The 24,481-nt window shown below is 73.0% G+C and carries 18 protein-coding genes and 1 riboswitch; of the genes, 9 read left to right on the top strand and 9 right to left on the bottom strand.

From position 1 onward, the window contains the following. Window positions 1-9: 9 nt before the first annotated feature. The 3 genes from ACIP60_RS08815 to ACIP60_RS08825 all read right to left on the bottom strand — a co-directional run bounded on the left by ACIP60_RS08815 (window position 10) and on the right by ACIP60_RS08825 (window position 3,304). Window positions 10-1,008, bottom strand: coding sequence for an ABC transporter permease (locus tag ACIP60_RS08815; RefSeq protein ID WP_400681683.1), 999 nt, complete (start codon window positions 1,006-1,008; stop codon window positions 10-12). Window positions 1,009-1,595: 587 nt separating this feature from the next. Then, a complete protein-coding gene (locus tag ACIP60_RS08820; RefSeq protein ID WP_400681685.1) occupies window positions 1,596-2,420 on the bottom strand; it encodes an enhanced serine sensitivity protein SseB C-terminal domain-containing protein in 825 nt (274 codons plus the stop codon). Window positions 2,421-2,536: 116 nt separating this feature from the next. Further along, window positions 2,537-3,304, bottom strand: a complete 768-nt coding sequence (locus ACIP60_RS08825; protein WP_400681686.1) for an enhanced serine sensitivity protein SseB — start codon at window positions 3,302-3,304, stop codon at window positions 2,537-2,539. Between the two features lie 196 nt (window positions 3,305-3,500). Beyond that, window positions 3,501-3,606, top strand: a riboswitch (glycine riboswitch). Between the two features lie 151 nt (window positions 3,607-3,757). Here ACIP60_RS08825 and gcvT point away from each other — a divergent pair. From gcvT to ACIP60_RS08845, 4 genes are all read left to right on the top strand, one after another. Then, on the top strand, window positions 3,758-4,876 hold the full coding sequence (gene gcvT, locus ACIP60_RS08830; RefSeq protein WP_400681689.1) for a glycine cleavage system aminomethyltransferase GcvT: 1,119 nt from the start codon (window positions 3,758-3,760) through the stop codon (window positions 4,874-4,876). 102 nt (window positions 4,877-4,978) lie between these two features. Then, window positions 4,979-5,353: a glycine cleavage system protein GcvH gene (gcvH, locus tag ACIP60_RS08835; RefSeq protein WP_100836284.1), complete on the top strand. Its 375-nt coding sequence runs from the start codon at window positions 4,979-4,981 to the stop codon at window positions 5,351-5,353. Window positions 5,354-5,369: 16 nt separating this feature from the next. Beyond that, window positions 5,370-6,638, top strand: a complete 1,269-nt coding sequence (gene glyA, locus ACIP60_RS08840) for a serine hydroxymethyltransferase (protein WP_400681691.1) — start codon at window positions 5,370-5,372, stop codon at window positions 6,636-6,638. Window positions 6,639-6,797: 159 nt separating this feature from the next. Next, the gene (locus ACIP60_RS08845) at window positions 6,798-8,183 is read left to right on the top strand and encodes an L-serine ammonia-lyase (RefSeq protein ID WP_100836286.1); all 1,386 of its coding nucleotides are present in this window, start codon (window positions 6,798-6,800) and stop codon (window positions 8,181-8,183) included. Between the two features lie 219 nt (window positions 8,184-8,402). Here the strand turns inward: ACIP60_RS08845 and ACIP60_RS08850 are convergent, their stop codons facing one another. The 4 genes from ACIP60_RS08850 to ACIP60_RS08865 form a co-directional block, all read right to left on the bottom strand. Then, window positions 8,403-8,933, bottom strand: coding sequence for an ATP-binding protein (locus tag ACIP60_RS08850; protein WP_400681693.1), 531 nt, complete (start codon window positions 8,931-8,933; stop codon window positions 8,403-8,405). Window positions 8,934-9,075: 142 nt separating this feature from the next. After that, a complete protein-coding gene (locus ACIP60_RS08855) occupies window positions 9,076-10,269 on the bottom strand; it encodes an Ig-like domain-containing protein (RefSeq protein ID WP_400681695.1) in 1,194 nt (397 codons plus the stop codon). A 199-nt stretch (window positions 10,270-10,468) separates the two neighbouring features. Next, entirely contained in the window at window positions 10,469-11,698 is a 1,230-nt protein-coding gene (locus ACIP60_RS08860) for an Ig-like domain-containing protein (protein ID WP_400681697.1), read from the bottom strand. A gap of 193 nt (window positions 11,699-11,891) precedes the next feature. Next, window positions 11,892-13,106 carry an Ig-like domain-containing protein gene (locus ACIP60_RS08865; RefSeq protein WP_400681699.1) on the bottom strand — a complete coding sequence of 405 codons (1,215 nt, stop codon included), beginning with the start codon at window positions 13,104-13,106 and terminating at the stop codon, window positions 11,892-11,894. Between the two features lie 245 nt (window positions 13,107-13,351). Between ACIP60_RS08865 and glgX the strand changes: the two genes are divergently transcribed. From glgX to ACIP60_RS08880, 3 genes are all read left to right on the top strand, one after another. Next, entirely contained in the window at window positions 13,352-15,553 is a 2,202-nt protein-coding gene (gene glgX, locus ACIP60_RS08870) for a glycogen debranching protein GlgX (protein WP_400681701.1), read from the top strand. A gap of 92 nt (window positions 15,554-15,645) precedes the next feature. Then, window positions 15,646-17,490 carry an ABC transporter ATP-binding protein gene (locus ACIP60_RS08875; RefSeq protein ID WP_400681703.1) on the top strand — a complete coding sequence of 615 codons (1,845 nt, stop codon included), beginning with the start codon at window positions 15,646-15,648 and terminating at the stop codon, window positions 17,488-17,490. After that, a complete protein-coding gene (locus tag ACIP60_RS08880; protein WP_400681705.1) occupies window positions 17,487-19,319 on the top strand; it encodes an ABC transporter ATP-binding protein in 1,833 nt (610 codons plus the stop codon). Before ACIP60_RS08875 ends, ACIP60_RS08880 begins: the two co-directional genes overlap by 4 nt. Before the next feature lie 36 nt (window positions 19,320-19,355). Here ACIP60_RS08880 and ACIP60_RS08885 read toward each other — a convergent pair whose 3' ends face one another. Both ACIP60_RS08885 and ACIP60_RS08890 read right to left on the bottom strand, forming a co-directional pair. After that, window positions 19,356-20,114: a hypothetical protein gene (locus ACIP60_RS08885; RefSeq protein ID WP_400681708.1), complete on the bottom strand. Its 759-nt coding sequence runs from the start codon at window positions 20,112-20,114 to the stop codon at window positions 19,356-19,358. 50 nt (window positions 20,115-20,164) lie between these two features. Further along, the gene (locus ACIP60_RS08890; RefSeq protein ID WP_400681710.1) at window positions 20,165-20,629 is read right to left on the bottom strand and encodes a hypothetical protein; all 465 of its coding nucleotides are present in this window, start codon (window positions 20,627-20,629) and stop codon (window positions 20,165-20,167) included. Between the two features lie 225 nt (window positions 20,630-20,854). Between ACIP60_RS08890 and ACIP60_RS08895 the strand changes: the two genes are divergently transcribed. Together ACIP60_RS08895 and ACIP60_RS08900 are read left to right on the top strand one after the other, a co-directional pair. Continuing rightward, window positions 20,855-22,804: a discoidin domain-containing protein gene (locus ACIP60_RS08895; protein WP_400681712.1), complete on the top strand. Its 1,950-nt coding sequence runs from the start codon at window positions 20,855-20,857 to the stop codon at window positions 22,802-22,804. Between the two features lie 196 nt (window positions 22,805-23,000). Next, a complete protein-coding gene (locus ACIP60_RS08900) occupies window positions 23,001-24,395 on the top strand; it encodes a hypothetical protein (protein WP_400681714.1) in 1,395 nt (464 codons plus the stop codon). Window positions 24,396-24,481 lie beyond the last annotated feature (86 nt).

Raw genomic sequence — 24,481 nt, forward strand, 5'->3', positions numbered from 1 at the left:
GTTGCGGGCTCAGTTGCCCTTGGGGTCGAGCGCGTCGCGCAGGCCGTCGCCGAACAGGTTGAAGGCGAGGACGGTGATGAAGATGGCGAGGCCGGGGATCACCATGTACATGGGATCCGCCTGGTAGACCTTGACCGCGTCCGAGAGCATCTGCCCCCAGGACGGGGTGGGCGGGCGGACGCCGGCCCCGAGGAAGCTGAGCGCCGCCTCGTTGAGGATGTTGGTGGGGATGATCAGGGTCGCGTAGACCAGGATCGGCGCCACCAGGTTGGGCAGCAGTTCCCGGAACAGGATGTGCGTGCGGCCGGCGCCGAGGCTGCGGGCGGCGTCCACGAACTCGCGTTCGCGCAGGGACATGGCCTGGCCGCGGACGATGCGCCCGATGTAGGGCCAGCCGAAGAAGCCGATCACCACCGCCAGGATGACCACGCGCAGCCACTTGTCCGGGATGCCGAAGGCCGAGGTGGGCATCACCGACACCAGCGCGATGCTGAACAGCAGCTGCGGGAAGGCCAGCAGGATGTCCATGATCCGGCTGATCAGGGAGTCGACCCAGCCGCCGAAGTAGCCGGCCATGACGCCCATGACCACGCCGATGCAGACCGACAGCACGGCCGCGCCGAGCGCCACCAGCAGCGAGATCTGCGCGCCGTACAGGACGCGGGAGAACAGGTCGCGGCCGAACGGGGTGTCGACGCCCAGCAGGAAGTCGCCGCTGATGCCGCCGAACGCGCCCTTGGGGAGCTGCAGGTCCGGATCGATCTGGTCCGGGTGCGGTTCGTCGACCGGGTGCCCGAACAGCGCGGTGAGCACCGGGGCGAGGACGGCCGCCAGGATCAGCAGGACCACGACGGCGCCGCCGGCGAGGGCGATCCGGTCGCGCTTGAGGCGGCTCCAGGCGATGCGGCCGGGCGAGCGCCCCTCGATCTTCTTGGCCGGGTCGCCAGTTGACGCGCCGTCAGGCCGCGTGTCGGCCGCCGGCCCGGGGGCCTCGGTGGGTGTGGTCATGAGTCAGTTCGTTCCCCTCGCCGACGGTGGCCGGCCCACGGAGTCTCGTGCGGTGCGGAAGTGCAGAGCGGTTCGGTGGTGCCGGGCACCGATGCGGCGGTGCAGAAGTGCGTTGAGCGAGAAGGGCGTTGCGGGTGGTGCCGGATTGCTTCGGGCCGCCCTTCGAACGGGGCCTCCCGGACTGGAGCGCTCCTCGGTGGGGCGCTCTCGGTGTGCACGGTGCCGCCGCACGGAGAGGTGCCTCGTGCGGTTCATGCGCTGGCGGGACGCGTTCGCCCTCGTGAGGCTCGGATCGCGCTCCGCATTGCGCAGCACTCTCTGTCATGGGAAGTGCCCGGCGGAAGACCCCCATGCCGAAGGATGCCTAACTGTGATCTGTTGGCATGCAATTCCGTTGTCGACGCATATCGCTCTTCACACAGCTGTTACGCGTCCGTCAAGGGGCACACTGACGACACCCCGCCAGTGGCGGGAAAACGCCAGGTGGCACGCGGGGTGGCGCGCGTAGATCATGGGGCGGTAAAAAACCCCCGCCGACCGGGCAAAAGGTCGAGGCGAGGGTTTTCCGACGGGGCGTCAGGGTAGGTTCAACGGCCCGGATGGCCCGGCCAGGGAGCCTGCGGCCAGCCCTGGGCCGGCCCGGCCGGCGGTTGCGCTGCGTAACCGAAGCCGGTCGGCCCGGCCTGCGGGGCGCCCTGCCGGTCGAAGAACGGGCGGGAGTTGGCCCACATCCACATCGCCACCGGGTCGAACTCGTCGGCCATCATCACGGTGGACACCCCGGGCCCCTCCGGCGCCTGCGCGGCCGCCCGCTGCACCAGCGCCCGGGCCGCCTCCACGGACGGCGGCGAGGTGTCGTACAGGTCCAGCCCGATCGCCAGGTAGCCCTCGCCCAGCACCGGCTGCACCCAGGCCCGGCGCAGCGAGCGCAGCGGCCGCACCTCGCCCGCCTGCCGCTCCAGCACGGTGAAGAACGGCGAGCCCTGCACCGGGGGTTCGGAGATCCGCAGCGGCCCGGCCGGCAGCCGGTCCAGGCCGAGCGCGATCCGCCGCAGGTCGGCCCAGGGCACGCCGACGCCGCCGCCGGGGCGGTGCGGGTCGAGCCACAGGCCCCAGCGCGAGCGGTACAGCGCGGCGGCGATCTCCAGCCCGGAGACCACCTCGTGGGCGCGCGTCCAGCCGCTGGCCGCGAGCTGCCCGGGGGAGGTCACGCAGGGCGCGTAGCCGTGGCCGCCGACGTCCATGTTCCCGTACTGGGCGTCCGGACTGCCGGGGCTGCCGTGCCAGAGCAGCATCCAGACCTGCCCGCCGGCCAGGGCCCGCAGCAGCCCCTCGTACGCCTCCCAGCGCTCCGGCGCGACTGCTGCGAGGGCGCGTTCGACCGCCCCCGGGTCGCCGGCTGCTCCCGTCACGTCGCCGCCTACTCTCTTCGTCCGTTCCGCCGTGCTCCGGTGTTCCGGGCAACCCTATGGGGCGCACCCGACAGCCGTCATGCCGCCGTGCCCCGCGCGGCGGACCGGGGCCGCCGTCACGGCCGCACGTAGAAGGGCTGTACCCGCCCCAGCATCCAGTCCACCACCGGATCGGCGACCAGGTCGAGCAGCACCAGGTGGACGCCCCAGCCGGGCGGGGCGGTTCCGAGCGCCCGGCCCAGCGCGGTGTTCACCTCGGCCGGGTCGGCGGGGGCCGCCGGGTCCAGCTGCACGCCGACGTACAGCAGGGTCGGCTCGCCCTCCACCCGGGCCAGCGCCCGACGCGCCGTCAGGACGCCGGGCAGCGCGACGAGTTCGCCGGTCGCGGCGGCCAGGAAGGCGAACGGCTCCTGGTGCGGCTCGGGCTCCTTGAGCGCCACCCGGGCACCCTCGGTCACCCCCTGCGCCTCCCACTGCTCGCCGCGCGGCCCGCGCCGCAGCTCGCCGACGCCCTCCGGCGGCACCGGGATGCCCACCGGCGCCTCCGGGTTGACCGCGATGCCGATGCCCAGCGGCAGCCCGCGGGCGAACTCCCACATCGGGGCGATCGCGAACGGGATGCCCGGGCAGTGCTGGAGGTACTGCTCCTGCGAGGAGTACACCGGGACGTACGGCGCCCCGGCCAGCTCCAGCGTCGGCAGGTCCAGCGCCTCGGCGTCCGGGGAGGTGCCGGACGGCAGCGGGATCCACATCTGGCTGCGGGCCAGCACCTCGATCACCCGGGGCGTCGCCCCGGGGTCGCCGAGCGCGGCCGTCAGCACCTGCTCCAGCTCGTTGGCCGGCCAGGGCCCGCCCTCCAGCACCCCGTCCAGCGGGAACCCCATCTCGCCCTCCACATCCGCGGTTGCGATCAGGTTAGCGGCGCGCGGCCCCGGTGCGGCGGCCCGGTGCGGCCCCGTCCGCCGCGGCCCGGTGCGGCCCCGTCCGCGGCGGCCCGCTCCGGCCCGGTGCGGCCCCCTCTCCCGCGACCCGCCCCCGGCATGCCATGATGGGCCCGCCCACAACTTCACACCGGCCGCTCGAACCCGCGCGGGAGAGCCGGAACGGCCTGGCAACAGGCCGCGACCGGCGCCGAAGGAGCAAGTCCTCCCCGGAATCTCTCAGGCACCCCTACCGCCCGGGCGAGGCAGATCTGGAAAGTGGACACGGCCGCGCCGTGCGCCCACCCACGGTGCAAGCCGCCATCCTGTTCAGGAGGCGGCGAAGCTCTCAGGTTCGACGACAGATGGGGGAGATTCGCCCCAGCCTGCCCGTTTCCAGATCCCGGGAGTCCTGTCGTGTCCCTCCGCCTGACCGCGCTCGACGCGCTGCACCGCTCGCTCGGCGCCACCATGACCGACTTCGCGGGCTGGGACATGCCGCTGCGCTACGGCAGCGAGCGCGAGGAGCACCTCGCGGTCCGCACGAAGGCGGGCCTGTTCGACCTCTCGCACATGGGCGAGATCACCGTCTCCGGCCCGCAGGCCGGCGAGCTGCTCGACCACGCCCTGGTCGGCTTCATCTCCGCGCTCGGCGTGCTGCGCGCCCGCTACACCATGATCTGCCGCGAGGACGGCGGCATCCTGGACGACCTGATCGTCTACCGCACCGCCGAGCACGAGTACCTGGTGGTGGCCAACGCCTCCAACGCCCAGGTGGTGCTGGACGCGCTGACCGAGCGCGCGGCCGGCTTCGACGCCGTCGTCCGCGACGACCGGGACGCCTACGCGCTGCTCGCCGTCCAGGGTCCGGAGGCGAACGGCATCCTGGCCAAGCTGACCGACGCCGACCTGCCCGGCCTGAAGTACTACGCCCTGCTGCCCGCCACCGTGGCCGGCCGCCAGGTCTGGCTGGCCCGCACCGGCTACACCGGCGAGGACGGCTTCGAGGTGTTCTGCGCCCCGGCCGACGCCGCGCACCTGTGGACCGCGCTGACCGAGGCGGGCACCGCCGAGGGCCTGGTCCCGTGCGGCCTGTCCTGCCGCGACACGCTGCGCCTGGAGGCCGGCATGCCGCTGTACGGGCACGAGCTGTCCACCGGGCTGACCCCGTTCGACGCCGGCCTGGGCCGGGTGGTGCGCTTCGACAAGACCACCAACGACGGGCAGTTCGTCGGCCGCAAGGCGCTGGAGGAGGCCGCCGCCGCGGCCGGGTCCAACCCGCCGCGCAAGCTGGTCGGCCTGGTCTCCGAGGGCCGGCGCGTCCCGCGCGCCGAGTACGCGGTGGTGGACGCCGAGGGCGCCGTGATCGGCCGGATCACCTCCGGCGCGCCGTCCCCGACCCTGGGCAAGCCGATCGCCATCGCGTACGTGGACGCCGCGCACGCCGAGCCGGGCGGCACCGTCGCGGTGGACGTCCGCGGCAAGGCCGAGCCGGTCCGGGTGGTCGCGCTGCCGTTCTACCAGCGCGCCCGCTGACCCCGGCCTCTCCCCGTTCCCCTCCCGAGCCAGTCCTTTTCCGGTTCGTCCGCCCAGCGGACGGCCGCGCCCGCCCCTCCCGCGATCCTGGAGAATGACGCCATGAGCAACCCCACGCACCTGCAGTACACCAAGGAGCACGAGTGGCTGACCGCCGCCGTGGACGGGGTGTCGACGGTCGGCATCACCGCGCACGCGGCCGACGCCCTCGGCGACATCGTGTACGTCCAGCTCCCCGCAGTGGGTGACACCGTCACCGCGGGTGAGACCTGTGGCGAGCTCGAATCCACCAAGTCGGTCAGCGACCTCTACTCCCCCGCCACCGGCGAGGTCACCGAGGTCAACCAGGCCGTCATCGACGAGCCGGCCCTGGTCAACTCGGAGCCCTTCGAGGGCGGTTGGCTGTTCAAGGTCCGGGTCGAGGCGACCGACGAGCTGCTCGACGCCGACGGCTACACCGCCTTCACCGGCGCCTGACCGGGAGACCCCCCTGATGACGGTTCTCAACCAGTCCCTGCACGCGCTCGACCCGGAGATCGCCGCCGCGGTCGACGCCGAGCTGCACCGCCAGCAGACCACCCTGGAAATGATCGCCTCCGAGAACTTCGCCCCGGTGGCGGTCATGGAGGCCCAGGGCTCGGTGCTCACCAACAAGTACGCCGAGGGCTACCCCGGCCGCCGCTACTACGGCGGCTGCGAGCACGTCGACGTGGTCGAGCAGATCGCCATCGACCGGATCAAGGAGCTGTTCGGCGCCGAGCACGCCAACGTGCAGCCGCACTCCGGCGCGCAGGCGAACGCCGCGGCGATGTTCGCGCTGATCCAGCCGGGCGACACCATCCTGGGCCTGAACCTGGCCCACGGCGGCCACCTGACCCACGGCATGAAGATCAACTTCTCCGGCAAGCTGTACAACGTGGTGGCCTACCACGTGGACGAGAAGTCCGGCCAGGTCGACATGGCCGAGGTCGAGCGCCTCGCCAAGGAGCACCGGCCCAAGCTGATCATCGCCGGCTGGTCCGCCTACCCCCGCCAGCTGGACTTCGCCGAGTTCCGCCGGGTGGCGGACGAGGTCGGCGCCCTGCTGATGGTCGACATGGCGCACTTCGCCGGCCTGGTCGCCGCCGGGCTGCACCCCTCGCCGGTGCCGTACGCGGACGTGGTCACCACCACCACCCACAAGACCCTGGGCGGCCCGCGCGGCGGCGTCATCCTCTCCAAGGCCGAGTGGGCCAAGAAGATCAACTCCGCGGTCTTCCCCGGCCAGCAGGGCGGCCCGCTGGAGCACGTGATCGCCGCCAAGGCCGTCGCGTTCAAGGTCGCGGCCTCCGAGGAGTTCAAGGAGCGCCAGCGCCGCACCCTGGAGGGCGCGAAGATCCTCGCCGAGCGCCTGCTCCAGGACGACGTGACCGCCTCCGGCGTCTCCGTCCTCTCCGGCGGCACCGACGTGCACCTGGTCCTGGTCGACCTGCGCAACAGCGAGCTCAACGGCCAGGACGCCGAGGACCGCCTGCACGAGGTCGGCATCACGGTCAACCGCAACGCCGTCCCGAACGACCCGCGCCCGCCGATGGTCACCTCCGGCCTGCGGATCGGCACCCCGGCGCTGGCCACCCGCGGCTTCGGCGCCGAGGACTTCCGCGAGGTCGCCGACGTCATCGCCGAGGCGCTCAAGCCGGGCTTCGACGAGGCCAAGGCCGAGGCGCTCAAGGCCCGGGTGACCGCGCTCGCGGCCGCCCACCCGCTCTACCCGGAGCTGTAGGACCCCGCTCGGCGGGCCGCCCGACCGGCGGCCCGCCCGGGCTTCCCGGGGCACCACGCACACTGGAGAGGTGCGCGCGGTGCCCCGTTCCATGCCGCGCCCCGCCCCACCGGGCGGGAACCGGCACACCACCACGAGACCGGACAAGGACGTCACCCCGTGGCCATCAGCGTCTTCGACCTCTTCTCCATCGGCATCGGCCCCTCCTCCTCGCACACCGTGGGCCCGATGCGCGCGGCCCGGATGTTCGCCCGCCGGCTCGGCTCCGAGGGCCTGCTGGAGCGGGTCGCCACCGTCCGCGCCGAGCTGTACGGCTCGCTCGGCGCCACCGGGCACGGCCACGGCACCCCCAAGGCCGTCCTGCTCGGGCTGGAGAACCACTCGCCCCGCACGGTCGACGTCGACCGCGCCGACCTGGACGTCGAGCGGATCCGCGCCGAGAAGCGGCTCAGCCTGCTCGGCCGGCACGAGATCCCGTTCGACCCGGACCACGACCTGGTCCTGCACCGCCGCAAGGCACTCCCGTACCACGCCAACGGCATGGCCCTGTGGGCGTACGACGCCTCCGGCGAGACGCTGCTGGAGAAGACCTACTACTCGGTCGGCGGCGGCTTCGTGGTCGACGAGGACGCCCTCGGCGAGGCCCGGATCAAGCCCGACGACACCGCCCTGCGGTACCCCTTCCGCACCGGCGAGGAGCTGCTGCGGCTGACCAGGGAGACCGGCCTGTCCATCTCCGGCCTGATGCTGGAGAACGAGAAGGCGTGGCGCACCGAGGCCGAGATCCGGGCCGGGCTGCTGGAGATCTGGGCCGTCATGAAGGAGTGCGTCGCGGCCGGCATGTCCCGCGAGGGCATCCTCCCCGGCGGCCTCAAGGTCCGCCGCCGGGCCGCCTCCGCCGCCCGCGCGCTGCGCGCCGAGGGCGTCAACCCGGGCAACGCGATGGAGTGGGTCACCCTCTACGCGATGGCCGTCAACGAGGAGAACGCCTCCGGCCGCCGGGTGGTCACCGCCCCCACCAACGGCGCCGCCGGGATCATCCCGGCCGTCCTGCACTACTACCTGAACTTCATCGTCCCGGGCGCGTACTCCGAAGGAGAGGAGCAGGACGGCATCGTCCGCTTCCTGCTCGCCGCGGGCGCGATCGGCATGCTCTTCAAGGAGAACGCCTCCATCTCCGGCGCCGAGGTCGGCTGCCAGGGCGAGGTCGGCTCCGCCTGCTCGATGGCCGCGGGCGGCCTCGCCGAGGTCCTCGGCGGCACCCCCGAGCAGGTCGAGAACGCCGCCGAGATCGGCATCGAGCACAACCTCGGCCTCACCTGCGACCCGGTCGGCGGCCTGGTCCAGATCCCCTGCATCGAACGGAACGGCATGGCGTCGGTCAAGGCCGTCACCGCCGCCCGGATGGCCCTGCGCGGCGACGGGCGCCACCACGTCTCCCTCGACAAGGCGATCAAGACCATGAAGGAGACCGGCGCCGACATGAAGGTCAAGTACAAGGAGACCAGCCGCGGCGGCCTCGCCGTCAACGTCATCGAGTGCTGACCCCGGAAACGGTACGGGGCCCCTGTCCGCGGTGGTGCGCGGTCCGGGGCCCCTGTGCGTCCTCCGGCGGCCAAGGGGGTGCGTGCCGACGGAGGGGAGGCGTCGGGTTGTACTGCCCGACTTGCATGACTATCGCATGTTATGAACCGGTGGACAAAATCGAAACCAAGGCGTGTGGTTCACTTCACCTTCACATGCCAGGCGGACGACGGGGCGGGCTCAGAGCGCGGCGGCGGCGATGGCGGCGGCCCGCTCGCGGATCCTGATCTCGAACCAGACGCCCTTGCCGCGCGGCAGCAGGTCGGCGCCCCAGCGGTCGGCGAGCGACTCCACCAGCCGCAGGCCGTGGCCGTTCTGGTAGCCGACCTCGGGGGCCCGGATCAGGCAGGGCAGGGCGCGCGAGGAGTCCCGGACCTCGACCCGCAGCCAGCCGGGGCGGCGGGTCACCTTGAGTCCGATCATCCGGCCGCCCGCGTGCCGGACGGCGTTGGCCACCAGTTCGCCCGTGAGCAACTCCCCGGCCTCCAGCAGCTGGTGGAGTTTCCACGTCCGTAAGACCGAGAGGACCAGCCGGCGGGCCACCTTGGCCGACTCCGGGCGGGAGGGCAGCCGCACCTCCTCCGCGGCGTCGGGATCGCTGAGGACGCCGAAGAAGAGGTGCTCCATCTCCTCCGGCGTCAGCCGCTCCAGGTCGGCCAGCACCACGCCGGCGCCGATCGCTGACGGATCGTCACCACGCCTGCCGGCCACTGGAAGTGATGACCGGTCCGCTTCGCCCCATGCCGCCATGCACCCCATCATTGCGGAACGCGAGCGGGCGCGTACGGACAATGAGCAAACGATCACTATTCATTTGGCATATGCCGTCAGCAACCGAACGGACGCCCGGGCGTCACCACTGCGCCCAGGGGGTGTTCCACCCGCCCAGGCCGTTGTCGATCGAGACGGTCGCGCCCTTGGAGTTGACCACCTTGAACACGTCCCCGACCATGCTGGAGTTGTAGAGCTTGCCCGCCGGGGTGCCGTCGCCGCCCTTGGCGGTGTCGGTGACGCCGATGCAGCCGTGGCTGCCGTTGGAGCGGCCGATCACTCCCGCGCTCCACGAGTTGCCGTGCACGTAGGTGCCGGAGTCCGTCAACCGCATGGCGTGCGGAACCACCAGGTCGTACTCGTCGCCGGAGCCCTCCTTGGTGACGCCGTTGGAGGTCATCCGGGTGGTGCCCTCCATCGCCTCGACCACCATGACGCCGTTCCAGGTGTCGTAGCCGGGCTTGCCGGCCGTGAACTCGACGGTGTCGGTCTGCTGGCCGTCCCGGACCACCGACATCCGGTGGGTGTTGACGTCCACGGTGGAGACCTGCGAGCGGCCGATGGTGAACGGCTCGTCCTTGTCCACGTCGCCGTACACGCCGGGCGCGGTCTCCACGTTCTTGAGCTTGTAGTGGATGGTGACCTTGGTGTTGGCGTTCCAGTAGTTCTCCGGCCGGAAGTCGATCCGCTTGTCGTTGACCCAGTGGCCGCGGACCTCGGTGCCGTCGGAGGTCTCGAAGGTGATGCCGGCCTTGACCGCGTCCTTGTTCACCACGGACCGCTTGAACCGCACCGAGACGATCATGCCGACGCCGTAGGTGCCGTCGTCCGCGATGTTGTCGCTGGTGCCGGCCTCCTTGTCGGGGGTGAGGGTGGTGAAGCCGGAGCGCGCGTTGGCGACCACGCCCTTGTCGTCCTCGGCGAGCGCGTCCACGGTGTAGGCGGTGGCCACCAGGAGGCTGCCGGTGGGGGCCCAGCTGCCGTCGGCGGCGATTTGGCCGGGCACCTCGACGCCGTCCGGGCCGGTGACCTTGACCGAGGTGAGCTTGCCGGCCGCGGCCGTCACCTTGACCTCGCCGGTCGGCTTCACCCCGGTGGCGCCGTCGGCGGGCGTGATGGCGATGGTGGCGGCCGACACCGGCGGCTTGCTCTCGCCGGCCGTGGCGCCGGCCGTGCCCTTGGGGCCGTCCGGCTTCGCCGGGCCGGAGCTGCAGCCGGCCGTGGTCATCAGCACCAGGGCGCCCGCGAGCGCCCCCGCCACATATGCCCCGCGCATCGCCTTCACGTTCCGCTCTCCCCGGTCGCCCGCCTGTCCGCTGACAGGACTTTCGCTTGATATGACGGGTCGGGGAGCGGAAACGTTGCGATCCGAGTGTCCCGGTACGGTCACGAACGGACCACGGCCCGGCGGTCGGGTGACCACCGGGCCGTGCGGGCGTGCGGGCGTGCGGGCGTGCGGGCGTGCGGGCCGAGGCCTACCACTTGCTCCACGGGACGGTCCAGCCGCTCCAGCCGTTGTCGCCGGAGACGGTCTGGCCCTTGGAGTTCTTGATCCGCACCACGTCCCCGATGATCGAGGAGTTGAAGAACTTGCCCGCCGCCGTGCTGTCGCCGCCGCCCTTGACGTCGGCCATGCCGACGCAGCCGTGGCTGGCGTTGGACTTGCCGAAGGCGGTGCTCCAGTAGTTGCCGTGCACGTAGGTGCCGGTGTTGGTCAGGCGCATCGCGTGCGGCACGTCCGGGACGTCGTACTCGTCGCCCTTGACGTTGGAGACGGTCGCCGAGTTCATCCGGGTGACCTTCTCCTTGGAGGAGATCACCATGGTGCCGTTCCAGGACGCGTTCTGGTCGTTGCCGGCCGTGATCGGGATGCTCTCGGTCTTGCCGCCGCCGTGGTCCACCGTCATGGTGTGGGCCGCCGCGTCCACCGTGGAGACCTGGTAGCGGCCGATGGTGAACGGCTCGTCCTTGTCGATGTCGCCGTACACGCCGGGCGCCACCTCGACGTTCTTCAGCCGGTACTTGACCGTCACCTTGGTGCCCGGCTTCCAGAACTCCTCCGGCCGGAAGTCCAGCCGCTGGTTGGTGAACCAGTGGCCCTTGGCCACCGTGCCGTCGGAGCCGGTGACGGTGACGCCCGCCAGCACCGCGTCCTTGTTCTTGATCGGCTTGCCGAAGCTGACCGAGACGATCATGCCGACGCCGTAGGTGCCGTTGTCGGCGATGTTGTCGTTGGTCGAGGCGGTCTTCGCCGGGGTCAGCGTGGTGAAGCTGGTGGTCGAGGCGGCCACCAGCCCGGCCGCGTCCACCGCCTGCGCGGTGACCGTGTAGGTGGTGCCGACGGCCAGCTGGCCGGCGGGCTTCCAGCTCAGGCCGTCGTCGGAGATCTTGCCGTCCACCGCCTTGCCGTTCTTGTCGGTGACCTCGACGGTGGTGAGCTTCCCGCTCGCCACCGCCACCTGGAGGCCGTCCTTCGGCTGCACGTCGGTGGCCCCGTTGGCCGGGGTGACGGTCAGCTGCGCGGTCGAGACCTTCGGGGTGGGGTCGGACGTGGAGGAGGACGAACTCCCGCCGCCCGCCGTGCCCTTGGCGTCCGTCGACCCGCCGCCGCCGCCGTCGCCGTTGCAGGCCGTGCCGAGCAGCAGTACGCCGCCCACCAGCAGGGCCGCCGCCGCCCGCCTGGCCCGGCGTCCGCGTCCCGCCACGGCCCAGGTCCTGTGAACCGTCTCCACTGCGCTGCTCCCCTCCCGGTGTTCCCATCGCGTACACGTGCCCGTGCCCGGGATCGGTTGCACCGGGCCGACCGCGATCCGGTGGCCGCGCTGTTCGACTCCGGTCGCGCGCGGCCAGGATAACCGGCCCGGCCGGGTGAATCTTCGGCGGGAGCCGGGTGCTCGTTCAGTGAACTCCCGGCGCGCTGCCCGCCGTCCACTGCCGCCAGTCCAGGTTCCAGTCGGAGAGGCCGTTGTCGGGGGCGACCCGCTCGCCGCGGGAGCCGCGCACCTCCACCACGTCGCCGGTGCGGGTGTGCGCGTAGAGCCAGCCGGCCGGGGAGTCGGCGGAGCCGCCCCTGGCGTCGGGCAGGCCGATGCAGCCGTGGCTGGTGTTGGCGGCGCCGAAGACCGCCGGGTCGCTCCAGTAGTTGCCGTGCACGAAGGTGCCGGAGGCGGTCAGCCGCAGCGCGTGCGGGACGTCCGCGATGTCGTACGCGTCGCCGAGGCCGACGGTCCGCGAGTCCATCCTGATCGCCTCGTGGCGTTCGGAGACCACCATGGTGCCCAGGTAGGTGGGGTGCTCGGGGCTGCCGCCGCTGACCGGCAGCACCCGCAGCACCTCGCCGTCCCGGCGGACCGTCATGGTGTGCGCGTCCAGGTCGACGACGGCCACCAGCGCGCGGCCGACGGTGAAGTGCACGTCCTCGTCCTGGGTGCCGAGGTAGCCGGGCGCGCCCTCGACGTCCCTGAGCCGCAGCAGCAGGGTGACCCGGGTGCCGGCCGGCCAGTACGCGGCGGGGCGGAAGTCCAGCCGCCGGTCGCCGAACCAGTGCGGGGCGATCTCCAGCGGCGGGTCGGAGACCACCGCGACGGCCCGCTCCACCGCGGCGCGGTCCGCGATCGGGTGCGAGAAGCGCAGCGAGACCGGCATCCCGACGCCGACGGTGGAGCCGTCCTCGGGGGTGAAGGAGCCGACGAAGGTGTGCGCGGGGGCGGCGGTGGCGAAGGCCGCGTGCCCGGCGGCGCGCAGGCCGTCCGCGTCCTCGGCGACCGCGTCCAGGGTGTACCCGGTGGCGGTGGCCAGCCGGCGGTCGGCCGTCCAGCGGGTGCCGTCGGCGGTGAGGGTGCCGGGGACGGCGGCGCCGCGGTCGTCGGCGAGCCGGACGGTCAGCAGCCGGCCGCCGTCGACCTCGACCCGCACCGGGCCGTCGGCCGGGACGTCCCGCGCGCCGTCGGCGGGCTGCACCGCGAGCCGGGCCCGGGAGACCGGCGGCGGGGCGGCCGCGCCGCCCGACGGCCGGTCGCCGCCGCCGTCGCCGCCACCGCCGGAGCAGCCGGTCAGCAGCACCAGGGCGAGCGCCGCCGCCCGCCGTGTCCAGAGCCGTACCGCGGCGCGCATGCCGTCCTCCGCATTCGTCCGACACTCGTCCGACATTCGTCCGACACCACCCGATACCACCCGATACCGGGCCCGATGATCGATTCCGCCGCGCGGACACGACCGGATGGTTTCCGCACCCGGCTCCGCTGGGCACATGATCGATCACGGTGCGTCACGCCGCTCGACCCGGGGTGACGAGGGCCGTCGGACAGGGAACAACCGGAAGAACGGGGACGGGCCCCCGGATGGCTGGGAGGGTCGCCATGACGGCGTGGCAGGAGCTGGGTGCGGGCACGGCCCGTCAGGCGCGGTCGGCCGCCCGGTGGAACGGCGCGGCTCCCCGGCCGGACGCCGCGCCGCCGTGGCCGGGCAGCTGGCAGCCGCTGGGCGCCCGGTTCCGCACCGACCCGGAGGGCGGCCGGGGCACCAACTTCGCGCTCTGGGCCCCGCAGGCCGAGGCGGTCGACCTGTGCCTGTTCGACGAGCGCGGCCGGGAGAGCCGGCACCGGCTGACCGAGCAGACGTACCAGACCTGGCACGGCTACCTGCCGGGCGTGCTGCCCGGCACCCGCTACGGCTTCCGGGTGCACGGCCGGTGGGACCCGTGGACCGGCGCCCGGCACAATCCCGCCAAGCTGCTGCTCGACCCGTACGCCCGGGCGATCGACGGCGCCTACACGGCCCACGACGCGACCTGCGCGGCCGTCCGCAACTGGCCCGAGCGGGACGTGGCGGACACCGTCCGGGACGACCGGGACTCCGCGCCGTACGTGCCCAAGGCCGTGGTGGTCGACGACGCCGACGACTGGTACGACGACCAGCGGCCGAAGACGCCCTGGGCCGAGACGGTGCTGTACGAGCTGCACGTGCGCGGCTTCACCATGCGCCACCCGGAGGTGCCGCCCGAGCTGCGCGGCACCTACGCGGGGCTGGCGCACCCGGCGGCGGTCGCGCACCTGACCGGGCTGGGGGTGACCGCGGTGGAGCTGCTGCCGGTGCACCACCACGTCAGCGAGGACCACCTGCAGGCCCGCGGGCTGGTCAACTACTGGGGCTACAACACGCTCGGCTACTTCGCCCCGCACGCGGGCTACGCGGCGAGCGGCAGCCGGGGCCAGCAGGTCGGCGAGTTCAAGCGGATGGTGCGGGCGCTGCACGCCGCGGGCATCGAGGTGATCCTCGACGTGGTCTACAACCACACCGCCGAGCAGGGCGTGATGGGCCCGACGCTCTCCTTCCGGGGCATCGACAACACCGGCTACTACCGGCCGGACCGCTCCCGCCGCGGCTACGCGGACTACACCGGCTGCGGCAACACGCTGGACACCCGCCGCCCGCAGGTGATCCGGCTGATCACCGACTCGCTGCGGTACTGGGTCGCCGAGATGGGCGTGGACGGCTTCCGGTTCGACCTGGCGGCGGCGCTGGCCCGCGGCGCGGACGGCGTGGAGATGGAGCACCCGTTCCTCGCCGCGGTCTCCCAGGACCCGCTGCTCAGCCGGGTGAAGCTGATCGCCGAGCCGTGGGACGTCGGCCCGGGCGGCTACCAGGTGGGCGGCTTCCCGCCGCTGTGGGGCGAGTGGAACGACCACTACCGGGACACCGTCCGGGACTTCTGGCGCGGCGCCCGGCCGGACGTCCGGGAGCTGGCCACCCGGCTCTCCGGCTCCTCCGACCTGTACCAGCGCGGCGGCCGCCGCCCGTACGCCTCGGTCAACTTCGTCACCGCGCACGACGGCTTCACCCTGCGCGACCTGGTCAGCTACGACCGCAAGCACAACGGGGCCAACGGCGAGGACGACCGGGACGGCACCGACGACAACCGGTCCTGGAACCACGGCGCGGAGGGCGAGAGCGACGACCCGGCGGTCCGCTCGCTGCGGGTGCGCCAGCTGCGCAACCTGCTGACCACGCTGCTGCTCTCCAGCGGGGTGCCGATGATCACCGCGGGCGACGAGATGGGCCGCACCCAGGGCGGCAACAACAACGCGTACTGCCAGGACAACGAGACCGGCTGGGTGGACTGGTCGCTGCTGGACGACCCGGACTGGCGCTCGCTGGCCGAGCTGACCGCCAGGCTGGTGCACCTGCGCCGGGCGCACCCGGTGCTGCGGCAGCGGGCGTTCTTCTCCGGCCGCCCGGCCGGGCCGGACGGGCAGCGGGACCTCACCTGGCTGACCCCGGCGGGCACCGAGATGACCGACGCGGACTGGTTCTCGCCGGGGCAGGCGCTGGCGATGCGGCTGTCCGGCAGCGCGATCTCCGAGCGCGACCAGCGGGGCCGGGAGGTGCGGGACGCCGACTTCCTGCTGCTGCTGAACGCCGCCCCCGAGCCGCGGCGCTTCACGCTCCCCGCCCCGCACGTCCCGCTGCTGGACACCGCGCTGGCCGGGCCGCCGGACGCCGTGCCGGTGGCGGAGGTGCTGCTGACGGGCCGTTCGGCGGTGCTGCTGACGGCCGGCTGACCGCGCGGGGCCCCCGCGGCCCGGCCGGTTCTCGCCGACAGGAGCAAAAAACCGGATGAGAAATGTCGGCGGGACGGCCTACCCTCTCGGCGATGGCCGAGAACCAGAACCCCGCTCCGCCCACCCCCGCGGATTCGAACGCACCGTCAACAGGCGGCGCCCACGGTTCACCCGTACCGGCACCCCGGTCCGCGGTGCGCTCGCTGCTGCGCCTGTGGCCCTACGCGCGCGAGGCCCGCTGGCGGATCTTCGGCTCGATGGCCGCCGCCGGGCTCGCCTCGCTCAGCGTGCTGGCCGTCCCGGTCGTGCTGCGCCGGATCGTCGACGGCCCGGTCGCCCACCGGGAGCTGTCCGCCCTGTGGCCGCTGGCCGGCCTGCTGCTGCTGCTCGGCGTGGCCGAGGCCGTGCTGTTCGGCGTCCGCCGGGTGATCGTGGCCCGCCCGCTGGCCAGGGTCGAGACCAGGCTGCGCGGCGAGCTGTTCGCCAAGCTCCAGCGGCTGCCGATCTCCTTCCACGACCGCTGGCCCTCGGGGCAGTTGCTCTCCCGGGCCACCTCGGACCTGTTCGTGCTGCGGCTGTTCCTGGCCTTCCCGCTGGTCTTCCTGGTCGTCAACTCCACGGTCTTCCTGACCGGCACCGCCCTGATGTTCGCCCTCGACTGGCGGCTCGCCCTGATCACCGTGCTCCCGGCGATCCCGCTGCTGTACTTCACCCGCCGCTTCGAGGCCGGGTACTCGGCCGCCTCCCGGCTCGCCCAGGACCAGAACGGGGACCTGGCCACCGTGGTCGAGGAGTCGGTGCTCGGCATCCGCGTCCTCAAGGCCTTCGGCCGGCACCGCACCATGGCCGAGGAGTTCCGCCGGCACAGCGCCGCCCTGCGCGAGACCGAGCTGCGCAAGGCCGGCCTGCTCGGCAACCTGTGGGCGGTCATCGTCGGACTGCCCGAGCTCGCCCTCGGCGGCGCCCTGGCCGCCGGCGCCGTCCTGGTCGCGCACGACCGGCTCTCGGTCGGCACCCTGGTCGCCTTCCTGTCCACCGCGCTGGCCCTGCGCTGGCCGGTCGAGTCGCTCGGCTGGCTGCTCGGCTTCGCCGCCGAGGCCGCCAGCGCCGCCAACCGCTACTTCGAGGTGATGGACGAGCCGGAGCCGGCCGACCCGCCGTCCGGCCTGGCGCCGTCCGACGACCGCGGCATCCGCTTCACCGGCGTCCGCTTCCGCTACCCCGACGCGCCCGCCGGCTCCCCCGACCTGCTGGCCGGCGTCGACCTGCACGTCCGCCCCGGCGAGACGCTCGCCCTGGTCGGCGCCACCGGCAGCGGCAAGACCACCCTCACCGCGCTGCTCCCCCGGCTGTACGAGCCCACCGCCGGCTCGATCACCCTGGACGGCACCGACCTCCGGGACGTGCCGCGCGCCGAGCTGCGCCGCGCCCTCGCCGTCGCCTTCGAGGAACCCACCCTGTTCTCCGCCACCGTCCGGGAGAACGTCCTGATGGGCGCCCCGGACGCCACCCCCGAGCAGGTCGCCGCCGCCCTGGCCACCGCGCAGGCCGGCTTCGTCGACCGGCTCCCGGAGGGCCTGGACACCGAGGTCGGCGAGCAGGGCCTGAGCCTGTCCGGCGGCCAGCGCCAGCGCCTGGCGCTGGCCCGCGCCGTGGTCGGCGCACCGCGCTTCCTGGTCCTGGACGACCCGCTCTCCGCGCTCGACGTGCACACCGAGGCGCTGGTCGAGCGCGCCCTGCGCCGGGTGCTGGCCGGCACCACCGCCCTGGTCGTCGCGCACCGCCCGTCCACGGTGCTGCTCGCCGACCGGGTCGCGCTGCTCGCCGACGGCCGGATCGCCGCCGTCGGCACCCACCAGGAGCTGCTGCGCTCCTGTCCCGCCTACCGGGCCCTGATGTCCGGCGAGTCCGAGCTGGAAGGGGCGCTGGCCCGATGACCACCGCCGTCGCCGCACCCGTCGCCGAGGAGGACGAGCTCCTCCCCCCGGCCACCGACGACCAGGACATCCCCGTCCCGCCCGGCGCCCCGCGCGCCCTGCTCGGCTCGCTGCTGTCCCCGCACCGCCGCCGGATCACCGTCGCCGTGCTGGCCGTGCTGCTCCAGCAGGCCGCGCTGCAGTCCGGCCCGCTGCTGGTCGCCTACGCCATCGACCGCGGCATCCCCGCCCTGCGCGGCCACGACGCCGGCCCGCTGATCGCCGTCACCCTCTCCTACCTGGGCTGCGCGCTGGCCGCCACCCTGCTCCAGCGGGCGTTCATCCGGGTCGCCGCCCGGATCAACCAGGACATCCTGCTGGACCTGCGCGGCCGGATCTTCCGGCACGCCCAGCGGCTCAGCCTCGACTTCCACGAGCGCTACACCTCCGGCCGGATCATCTCCCGCGCCACCAGCGACGTGGACACCCTGCGCGAGCTGCTCTCCGAGGGCCTCCAGGAACTGCTGATGGTCTGCCTGTCGGTCGGCTACATCACGGTCGTCCTGGTGGTCGTCGACTGGCGCCTCGGCCTGGCCGCGCTGGCCTCCTTCCTGCCGATGTCCCTGGTGATCCGGTCCTTCCGGCACCGCTCCCAGCAGGTCTACCGGCGCTCCCGCACCGTCTCCGCCGGGCTGATCGTCCGCTTCACCGAGACCATGAACGGCATCCGCCCGGTGCAGGCGTTCCGCCGCGAGGCCGCCAACGACAAGGCGTTCGGCACCGTCAACCGGCAGTCCGCCACCGCCACCGCGGACGGCCTGCTGGAGATGGCCCGGTACGTCTTCCTGTCCCGGCTGACGGCCAACGTCTGGATCACCGGCGTGGTCGTCCTCGGGGCCTTCCTGGTCACCGACGGCAGCCTCGAACTCGGCGTCCTGACCGCCTTCGTGCTCTACCTGCGGCGGCTCTACGACCCGATCGACCAGCTGGCGATGTTCCTCAACAGCTACCAGTCCGCGGCCGCCGCGCTGGAGAAGATGGCCGGCCTGCTCGCCCACGAGCCGTCCGTCCCCGAGCCCGCCGCGCCCGCCACCCTGCCCGCCGCGCGCGGCAAGGGCCGCGAGGTCGCCTTCCGGGCCACCTCCTTCGCGTACGCCAACGGCAAGCAGGTGCTCGCCCCGTTCGACCTGGTGCTGCCCGCCGGGCGGACCACCGCCGTGGTCGGTGCCACCGGCGCGGGCAAGTCCACCCTGGCCAAGCTGCTGGCCCGGTTCTACGACCCCACCGCCGGCCGGATCACCCTCGACGGCGTCGACCTGCGCGAGCTCTCCACCGCCGCGCTGCGCGCCGACGTCGTGATGGTCACCCAGGAGTCCTTCCTGTTCTCCGGGACGGTCGCCGAGAACATCGCCGTCGGCAAGCCCGACGCGACCCGCGCCGAGGTCGAGGCCGCGGCCCGCGCGATCGGCGCCCACCCGTTCATCGCCGCCCTGCCCGACGGCTACGACACCGACGTCCGCAAGCGCGGCGGCCGGATCTCGGCCGGCCAGCGCCAACTCGTGGCCTTCGCCCGCGCCCTGCTCGCCGACCCCGCCGTCCTCATCCTCGACGAGGCCACCTCCTCGCTGGACGTCCCCGGCGAACAGGCCGTCCAGCACGCCATGCGCACCGTCCTGGCCGGCCGCACCGCCGTGATCATCGCCCACCGCCTCTCCACCGTCGAGATCGCCGACCGCGTCCTGGTGATGGACCAGGGCCGCGTCGTCGAGGACGGCACCCCCGCCGCCCTGATCGCCGGCGAAGGGCGCTTCGCCACCCTCCACCAGACCTGGAAGGACAGCCTGGTCTGACCGCCGGACTCCGCCCCGCCGCGCCCCGGCGGGGCGCTAGCGGGACCAGAGCGTGACGGTGAGGTCGAGCCCCAGCTGGTGGGGACCGGTCTTCCCGGTGACCTTGAACCAGACCAGGGCCTGGTCCGCCGTCACCAGGCAGTAGCCCGTGCCCGGTTCGATCCGAGCCACCGGGACGGTGCCGGACATGTTGTTGCCCATGGCCTCCTCGTAGCACTTCTCCGGCGCGGGCCGGCTGCCCTCCGAGCTGCCCCATCCCGCGCCCTCGGCCCCGACCACCGGCGTGGGGACGAGGGTGAAGCAGGCGTTCACCACCGTCAGGTCGTGCGTGGCCTCGGCGTCCTGGGCCGTCTTCAACTGCGAGGCGTGCAGCACGGGTTCGAAGTCCAGGTAGGACTGGGCGCACTGCTGCGCCTCCCCTGCCGGGAGCCCCGCCATGCTCGGTTCCGCCATGCTGACCGACTTGTCGCCGTACTTGAGCTTCCAGCCGGAACCGCCGCTGCCGTCCTGACCGCTCCCGGTCCGGCCACCGTCCTGGCCACCCGCGGAAGGCTGCGCGGGTGCGACGGGGCTGGCCGCCGCGGCGGCGGCGCCGGGTGCGGTGACGGTGACGGTCGCGGCCGGTGACGCCCGCTCCTCGCCGGTGCGCCCGATGCTGGACCACAGGTAGAGCACCAGCGCGATCCCGCCGAACACCGCGACCAGCAGCAGGACCTGGCTCTGCTGCCGGAAGATGTAGAAGAGTCTGTTCTCCTGGACGTTGTTGTCCCCCACCTGGGCAGGGCCGGGTTTCAACCCGTGGATGTTGTAGTGCGTACCCGCCGGGGGCGGTGGCGGCTCGCCCTTCACGGCTTCGTCTCGGGTCGGGCGACCTGGTGGACGGTGTTGTGCTGGTGGTTGTGGTCGCCCATCTGCGTGGGCCCGTGGAAGACGGCACCGTCGAGGTTGAACGTGCTGCCCGCCCGCGGGGGCGGCGCGCCCCGGCCGCTTTCGAGCTCGGCGATCCGCGCCAGCGCCCGGCCCAGCTGCTGCTCGAAGTCCCTGTCCTGCGCGGCGGCGAGCGCCAGGCTACCGGTGAGCGCCTGCCCGACCAGTTCGGAGGGCGCGGGGCGGCCTCCGGCGGCTTCGGCCCGGATCGCCTCCAGGGCCGGCGCGGGGCCGAGTTTGCGGGCGACGGCGTCGTGCAGCGACTCCTGCACCTGGTCCAACGCGTGGTCGACCTCGGTTTCGGCGCGTCCGGCCACGTCCTTGGCCCGCCGCACCAACCAGGCGAACAGATAGCCCGCCACCAGTTCCGTTCCCGGCAACATGAGACCCCCCTCACACCGAGCTGATGTCGGGTCAGACCGTACCGACATTCCCCGAGCCGCACACGTGCCGCGACCGGATCGTTAGCGAGCGGGATCTTGCGATCAAACTGTCGATTATTTACATCATGTGTCACGTCTATTGCCGTCAGATGTCGCCCTCACTACTATCCCGACGGCAGGTCGAGGACCTGACAAGGTGTCGGTCAACCGGGCGGAGGCAACGGCATGGTGGTATCGCGACGGACGTTCCTGCAGGCTGCGGCGGCGGCGGGCATGCTCGGGGCGGTGGGCCTGGGCGAGGGCGCCGCGCGGGCGGCCAGTCCGGCGGGCGACGTGGTCGGGAAGGTGACGGTCGGCTACCAGGGCTGGTTCGCCTGCCCGGGCGACGGCGCCCCGATCAACGGCTGGTGGCACTGGGCCCGGAACTGGGGCACCTCCCCCTCGCCCTCGAACAGCTCGATCGTCGCCTGGCCGGACGTCCGCGAGTACCCGAAGACGTACGCCACGGCCTTCCCGAACCTGAACAACGGCCAGCCGGCCTCGCTGTTCTCCTCCTACGATCAGTCCACGGTCGACGTGCACTTCCGCTGGATGAAGCAGTACGGCATCGACACCGCCGCCCTGCAGCGCTTCAACCCGACCGGCGGCGAGGGCCCGACCCGGGACGCGATGGCGGGGAAGGTGCGCAGCGCCGCGGAGTCGCAGGGCGTGAAGTTCTACGTCATGTACGACGTCTCGGACTGGACGACCATGCAGTCGGACATCAAGGCCGACTGGACGAACAAGATGCGCGCCCACACCGCCTCGCCCGCGTACGCCCGGCAGAACGGGAAGCCGGTGGTGTGCATCTGGGGCTTCGGGTTCAACGACAACCAGCGCCCGTTCACCCCGGCGCAGTGCCTGGACGTGCTCAACTGGTTCAAGGCGCAGGGCTGTTACGTGATCGGCGGGGTGCCGACCTGGTGGCGCACCGGCGACCGGGACTCCCGGGCGGGCTTCTCGGAGGTCTACCACTCCTTCGACATGCTCTCGCCGTGGCTGGTCGGCCGGATCGGCAGCGCCGCGGACGCCGACAACTTCTACAACGTGGCGACCGTCCCGGACCTCGCGGAGTGCAACGCGCACGGCATCGACTACCAGCCGTGCGTGCTGCCGGGCGGGGTGGGCGACCGGCAGCGGGCGCACGGCGACTTCATGTGGCGGCAGTTCTACAACATGGCCCGGGCGGGGGTGGCGTCCGCGTACATCTCGATGTTCGACGAGTACAACGAGGGCAACCAGATCGCCAAGACCGCCGAGTCGCAGGCGTGGGTGCCGGCCGGGGCGGGGTTCCTGGCGCTGGACGAGGACGGTACGGCCTGCTCCTCGGACTACTACCTGCGGCTGACCGGCGACGGCGGCCGGATGCTCAAGGGGCAGCTGGCCGTGACGGCGGCCCGGCCGACCCAGCCGTTCCCGTCCCAGCCGGACACCTCGGCGCCGACCGCGCCGGGCGGGCTGCGGGTGACCGGGCAGAGCGACACCACGGTCTCGCTGGCCTGGAACGCCTCGACCGACAACGTGGGCGTCACCGGCTACCGGGTCCGGGTCGGCGGCGCGGTCCGGGCCACCACCGCCGCGACCTCGTTCACCGTCACCGGCCTGTCCGCCGCCACCGCGTACACCTTCGACGTGCTGGCGCTGGACGCGGCGGGCAACACCTCCCCCGCCTCCGGCCAGGTCTCGGCGACCACCTCCCCCGCCACCGTCCCCACCGGCAACCTGGCGCTGCACCGGCCGACCGCGGAGAGCGGCCACACCCAGAACTACGGCTCGGGCAACACGGTGGACGGCGACCCGAACAGCTACTGGGAGAGCCCCAACAACTCCTTCCCGCAGTGGCTGCAGACCGACCTGGGCTCGACCCTCCCGGTCCGCCGGATCGTCCTCTCGGTGCCCCCGGCCGCCGCCTGGGCCACCCGCACCCAGACCGTGGAGGTGCAGGGCAGCACCGACGGAGTGACCTTCTCGCGCCTGCTGGCGCCCGCCGGGTACGTGTTCGACCCGGCGAGCGGCAACAGCGCGACCCTCACCCTCCCCTCCGGGGTGAGCGCCCGTCAGGTACGCCTGGTGTTCACCGCCAACACCGGCTGGCCGGCCGGCCAGGTCGCCGAACTCCAGGTCTTCGCCGCGTAACCCGAAGCGCCCCCACCCGGCGAGCCGCCGCCCCTCCGCCTTAGCGTCACAGTGACGCTAACGGAGGGGCGGCCGTCCGCGCAAGGGCCTTCCGGCGGCGGGGAAAATGCCGCCCGGGATGTCGATCGTGTGCAGTACGCTTCCCGCGCCCCCGCTGCCAGAGCGGTACCGGAGGGCTCCGTGGAGGGGAACCCTGATGACACGCACCTCGGACAGACCCGCCCGTATCACCCTGGCCGCGGCCGCCGCCGTCTCCCTGGCCCTGCTGACCCCCGGCACCTCCGGGGCCGCCACCGGTGCGCCGACCGTCCCGACCGACCTGTACAACAGCCTGCGCGCCTGCTCCACCGACCCGGGCGCGCCGCTCTTCGCGAACGGCTCGCAGGGACTCACGGTCGAGGCCATCACCGGCTCCACCGACCCGTCCACCACCCGCCTGACCGCGCAGTTCCGCTACTGGCCGGTCACGGACCCCGCGCAGGCCGCCACCGTGGACCACCCCTACGCGGTCCCCGGCCTGGAGGCGAGCGCCGGGCTCCTCCAGCTCGCCGACGCCACCGACTACGCCTGGCAGGCCCGCACGGTCGACCCCGCGACCGGCGCGGCCTCCGACTGGTCGGCCTCCTGCTACGTCACCACGGACAACACGGCACCCGCCGCCGCGCCCGCCGTCAGCTCGCCCAACTACCCGGAGGGGCAGTGGAACCCGGGCGGCACGCCGCTGGAGTTCCGGCTCGACCCGAACGGCGTCGCCGACGTCGCCGGGTACCAGTTCAGCTGGACCGGCACCTTCCCGGTGTCCGGCGCGGACATCGGCGAGCACGGCATCCCGGAGTACCACGGCCCGTACGAGGACCCGCAGTACGGCGTCCGCACCGAAAACCTCGGCGGCGGCGTCACCGTGCGGCTGGTCCCGCCCGCCGGGTGGAGCAGCGGCCCGGTGCGGCTGATGGTCCGCTCCCTCGACCGGGCCGGCAACCCCTCGCAGACCACCACCTACTCGACGTACATCAGGACGACCTCGCCGACGGTCACCGAGCTCTCCCCCGCGCCGGTGTTCGGCGAGCCCGTCGGCTTCCGGTTCACCCCGGACCCGGACGTGTGGGCCGCCGGCCCGGTGGTCAGCTACACCGTGTACAACACCTCGACGTACCGGACCACCGTCGTCCCGGCCGGCCCGGACGGGACCGCCGAGACCACCCTGCTGCTGAACTCCCCGGTGGGCGACCGGCTGCAGATCACCTCCACCAGCGCCAACGGCTGGATCAGCTCGGCGGCGACCTGGGGCGGCTACCTCGACACCACCCCGACGATCACCTCCACCGACTTCCCCGAGTACGAGGCCGCGGGGGCGGTCGGCACCCCCGGCACCTTCCACCTCGCCCCGAAGATCGACGGCGGCCGGATCGCGAGCTACACCTACTCCCTGGGCTGGGGCACCGATCAGGTCACCGTGCCGGCCGGTCCGCAGGGCGAGGCCGACATCAGCTACACCCCGACCGCCAGCGGCTGGTTCGACCTGCAGGTCTACGCGACCACCACGGACGGCATCCAACTGTCCACCGGGACCTACACCTTCGTCGTCAACTGACGGCACCGCGGGCCCCGGCGGCGGCCGGGGCCCGCGGTGTCCGGCCGGGGGCGAATCCGATCGACCCCGGCCCGGCGCGGCCGTTA

Source organism: Kitasatospora sp. NPDC088783, assembly GCF_044750705.1.
GTDB classification, from domain to species: domain Bacteria; phylum Actinomycetota; class Actinomycetes; order Streptomycetales; family Streptomycetaceae; genus Kitasatospora; species Kitasatospora fiedleri.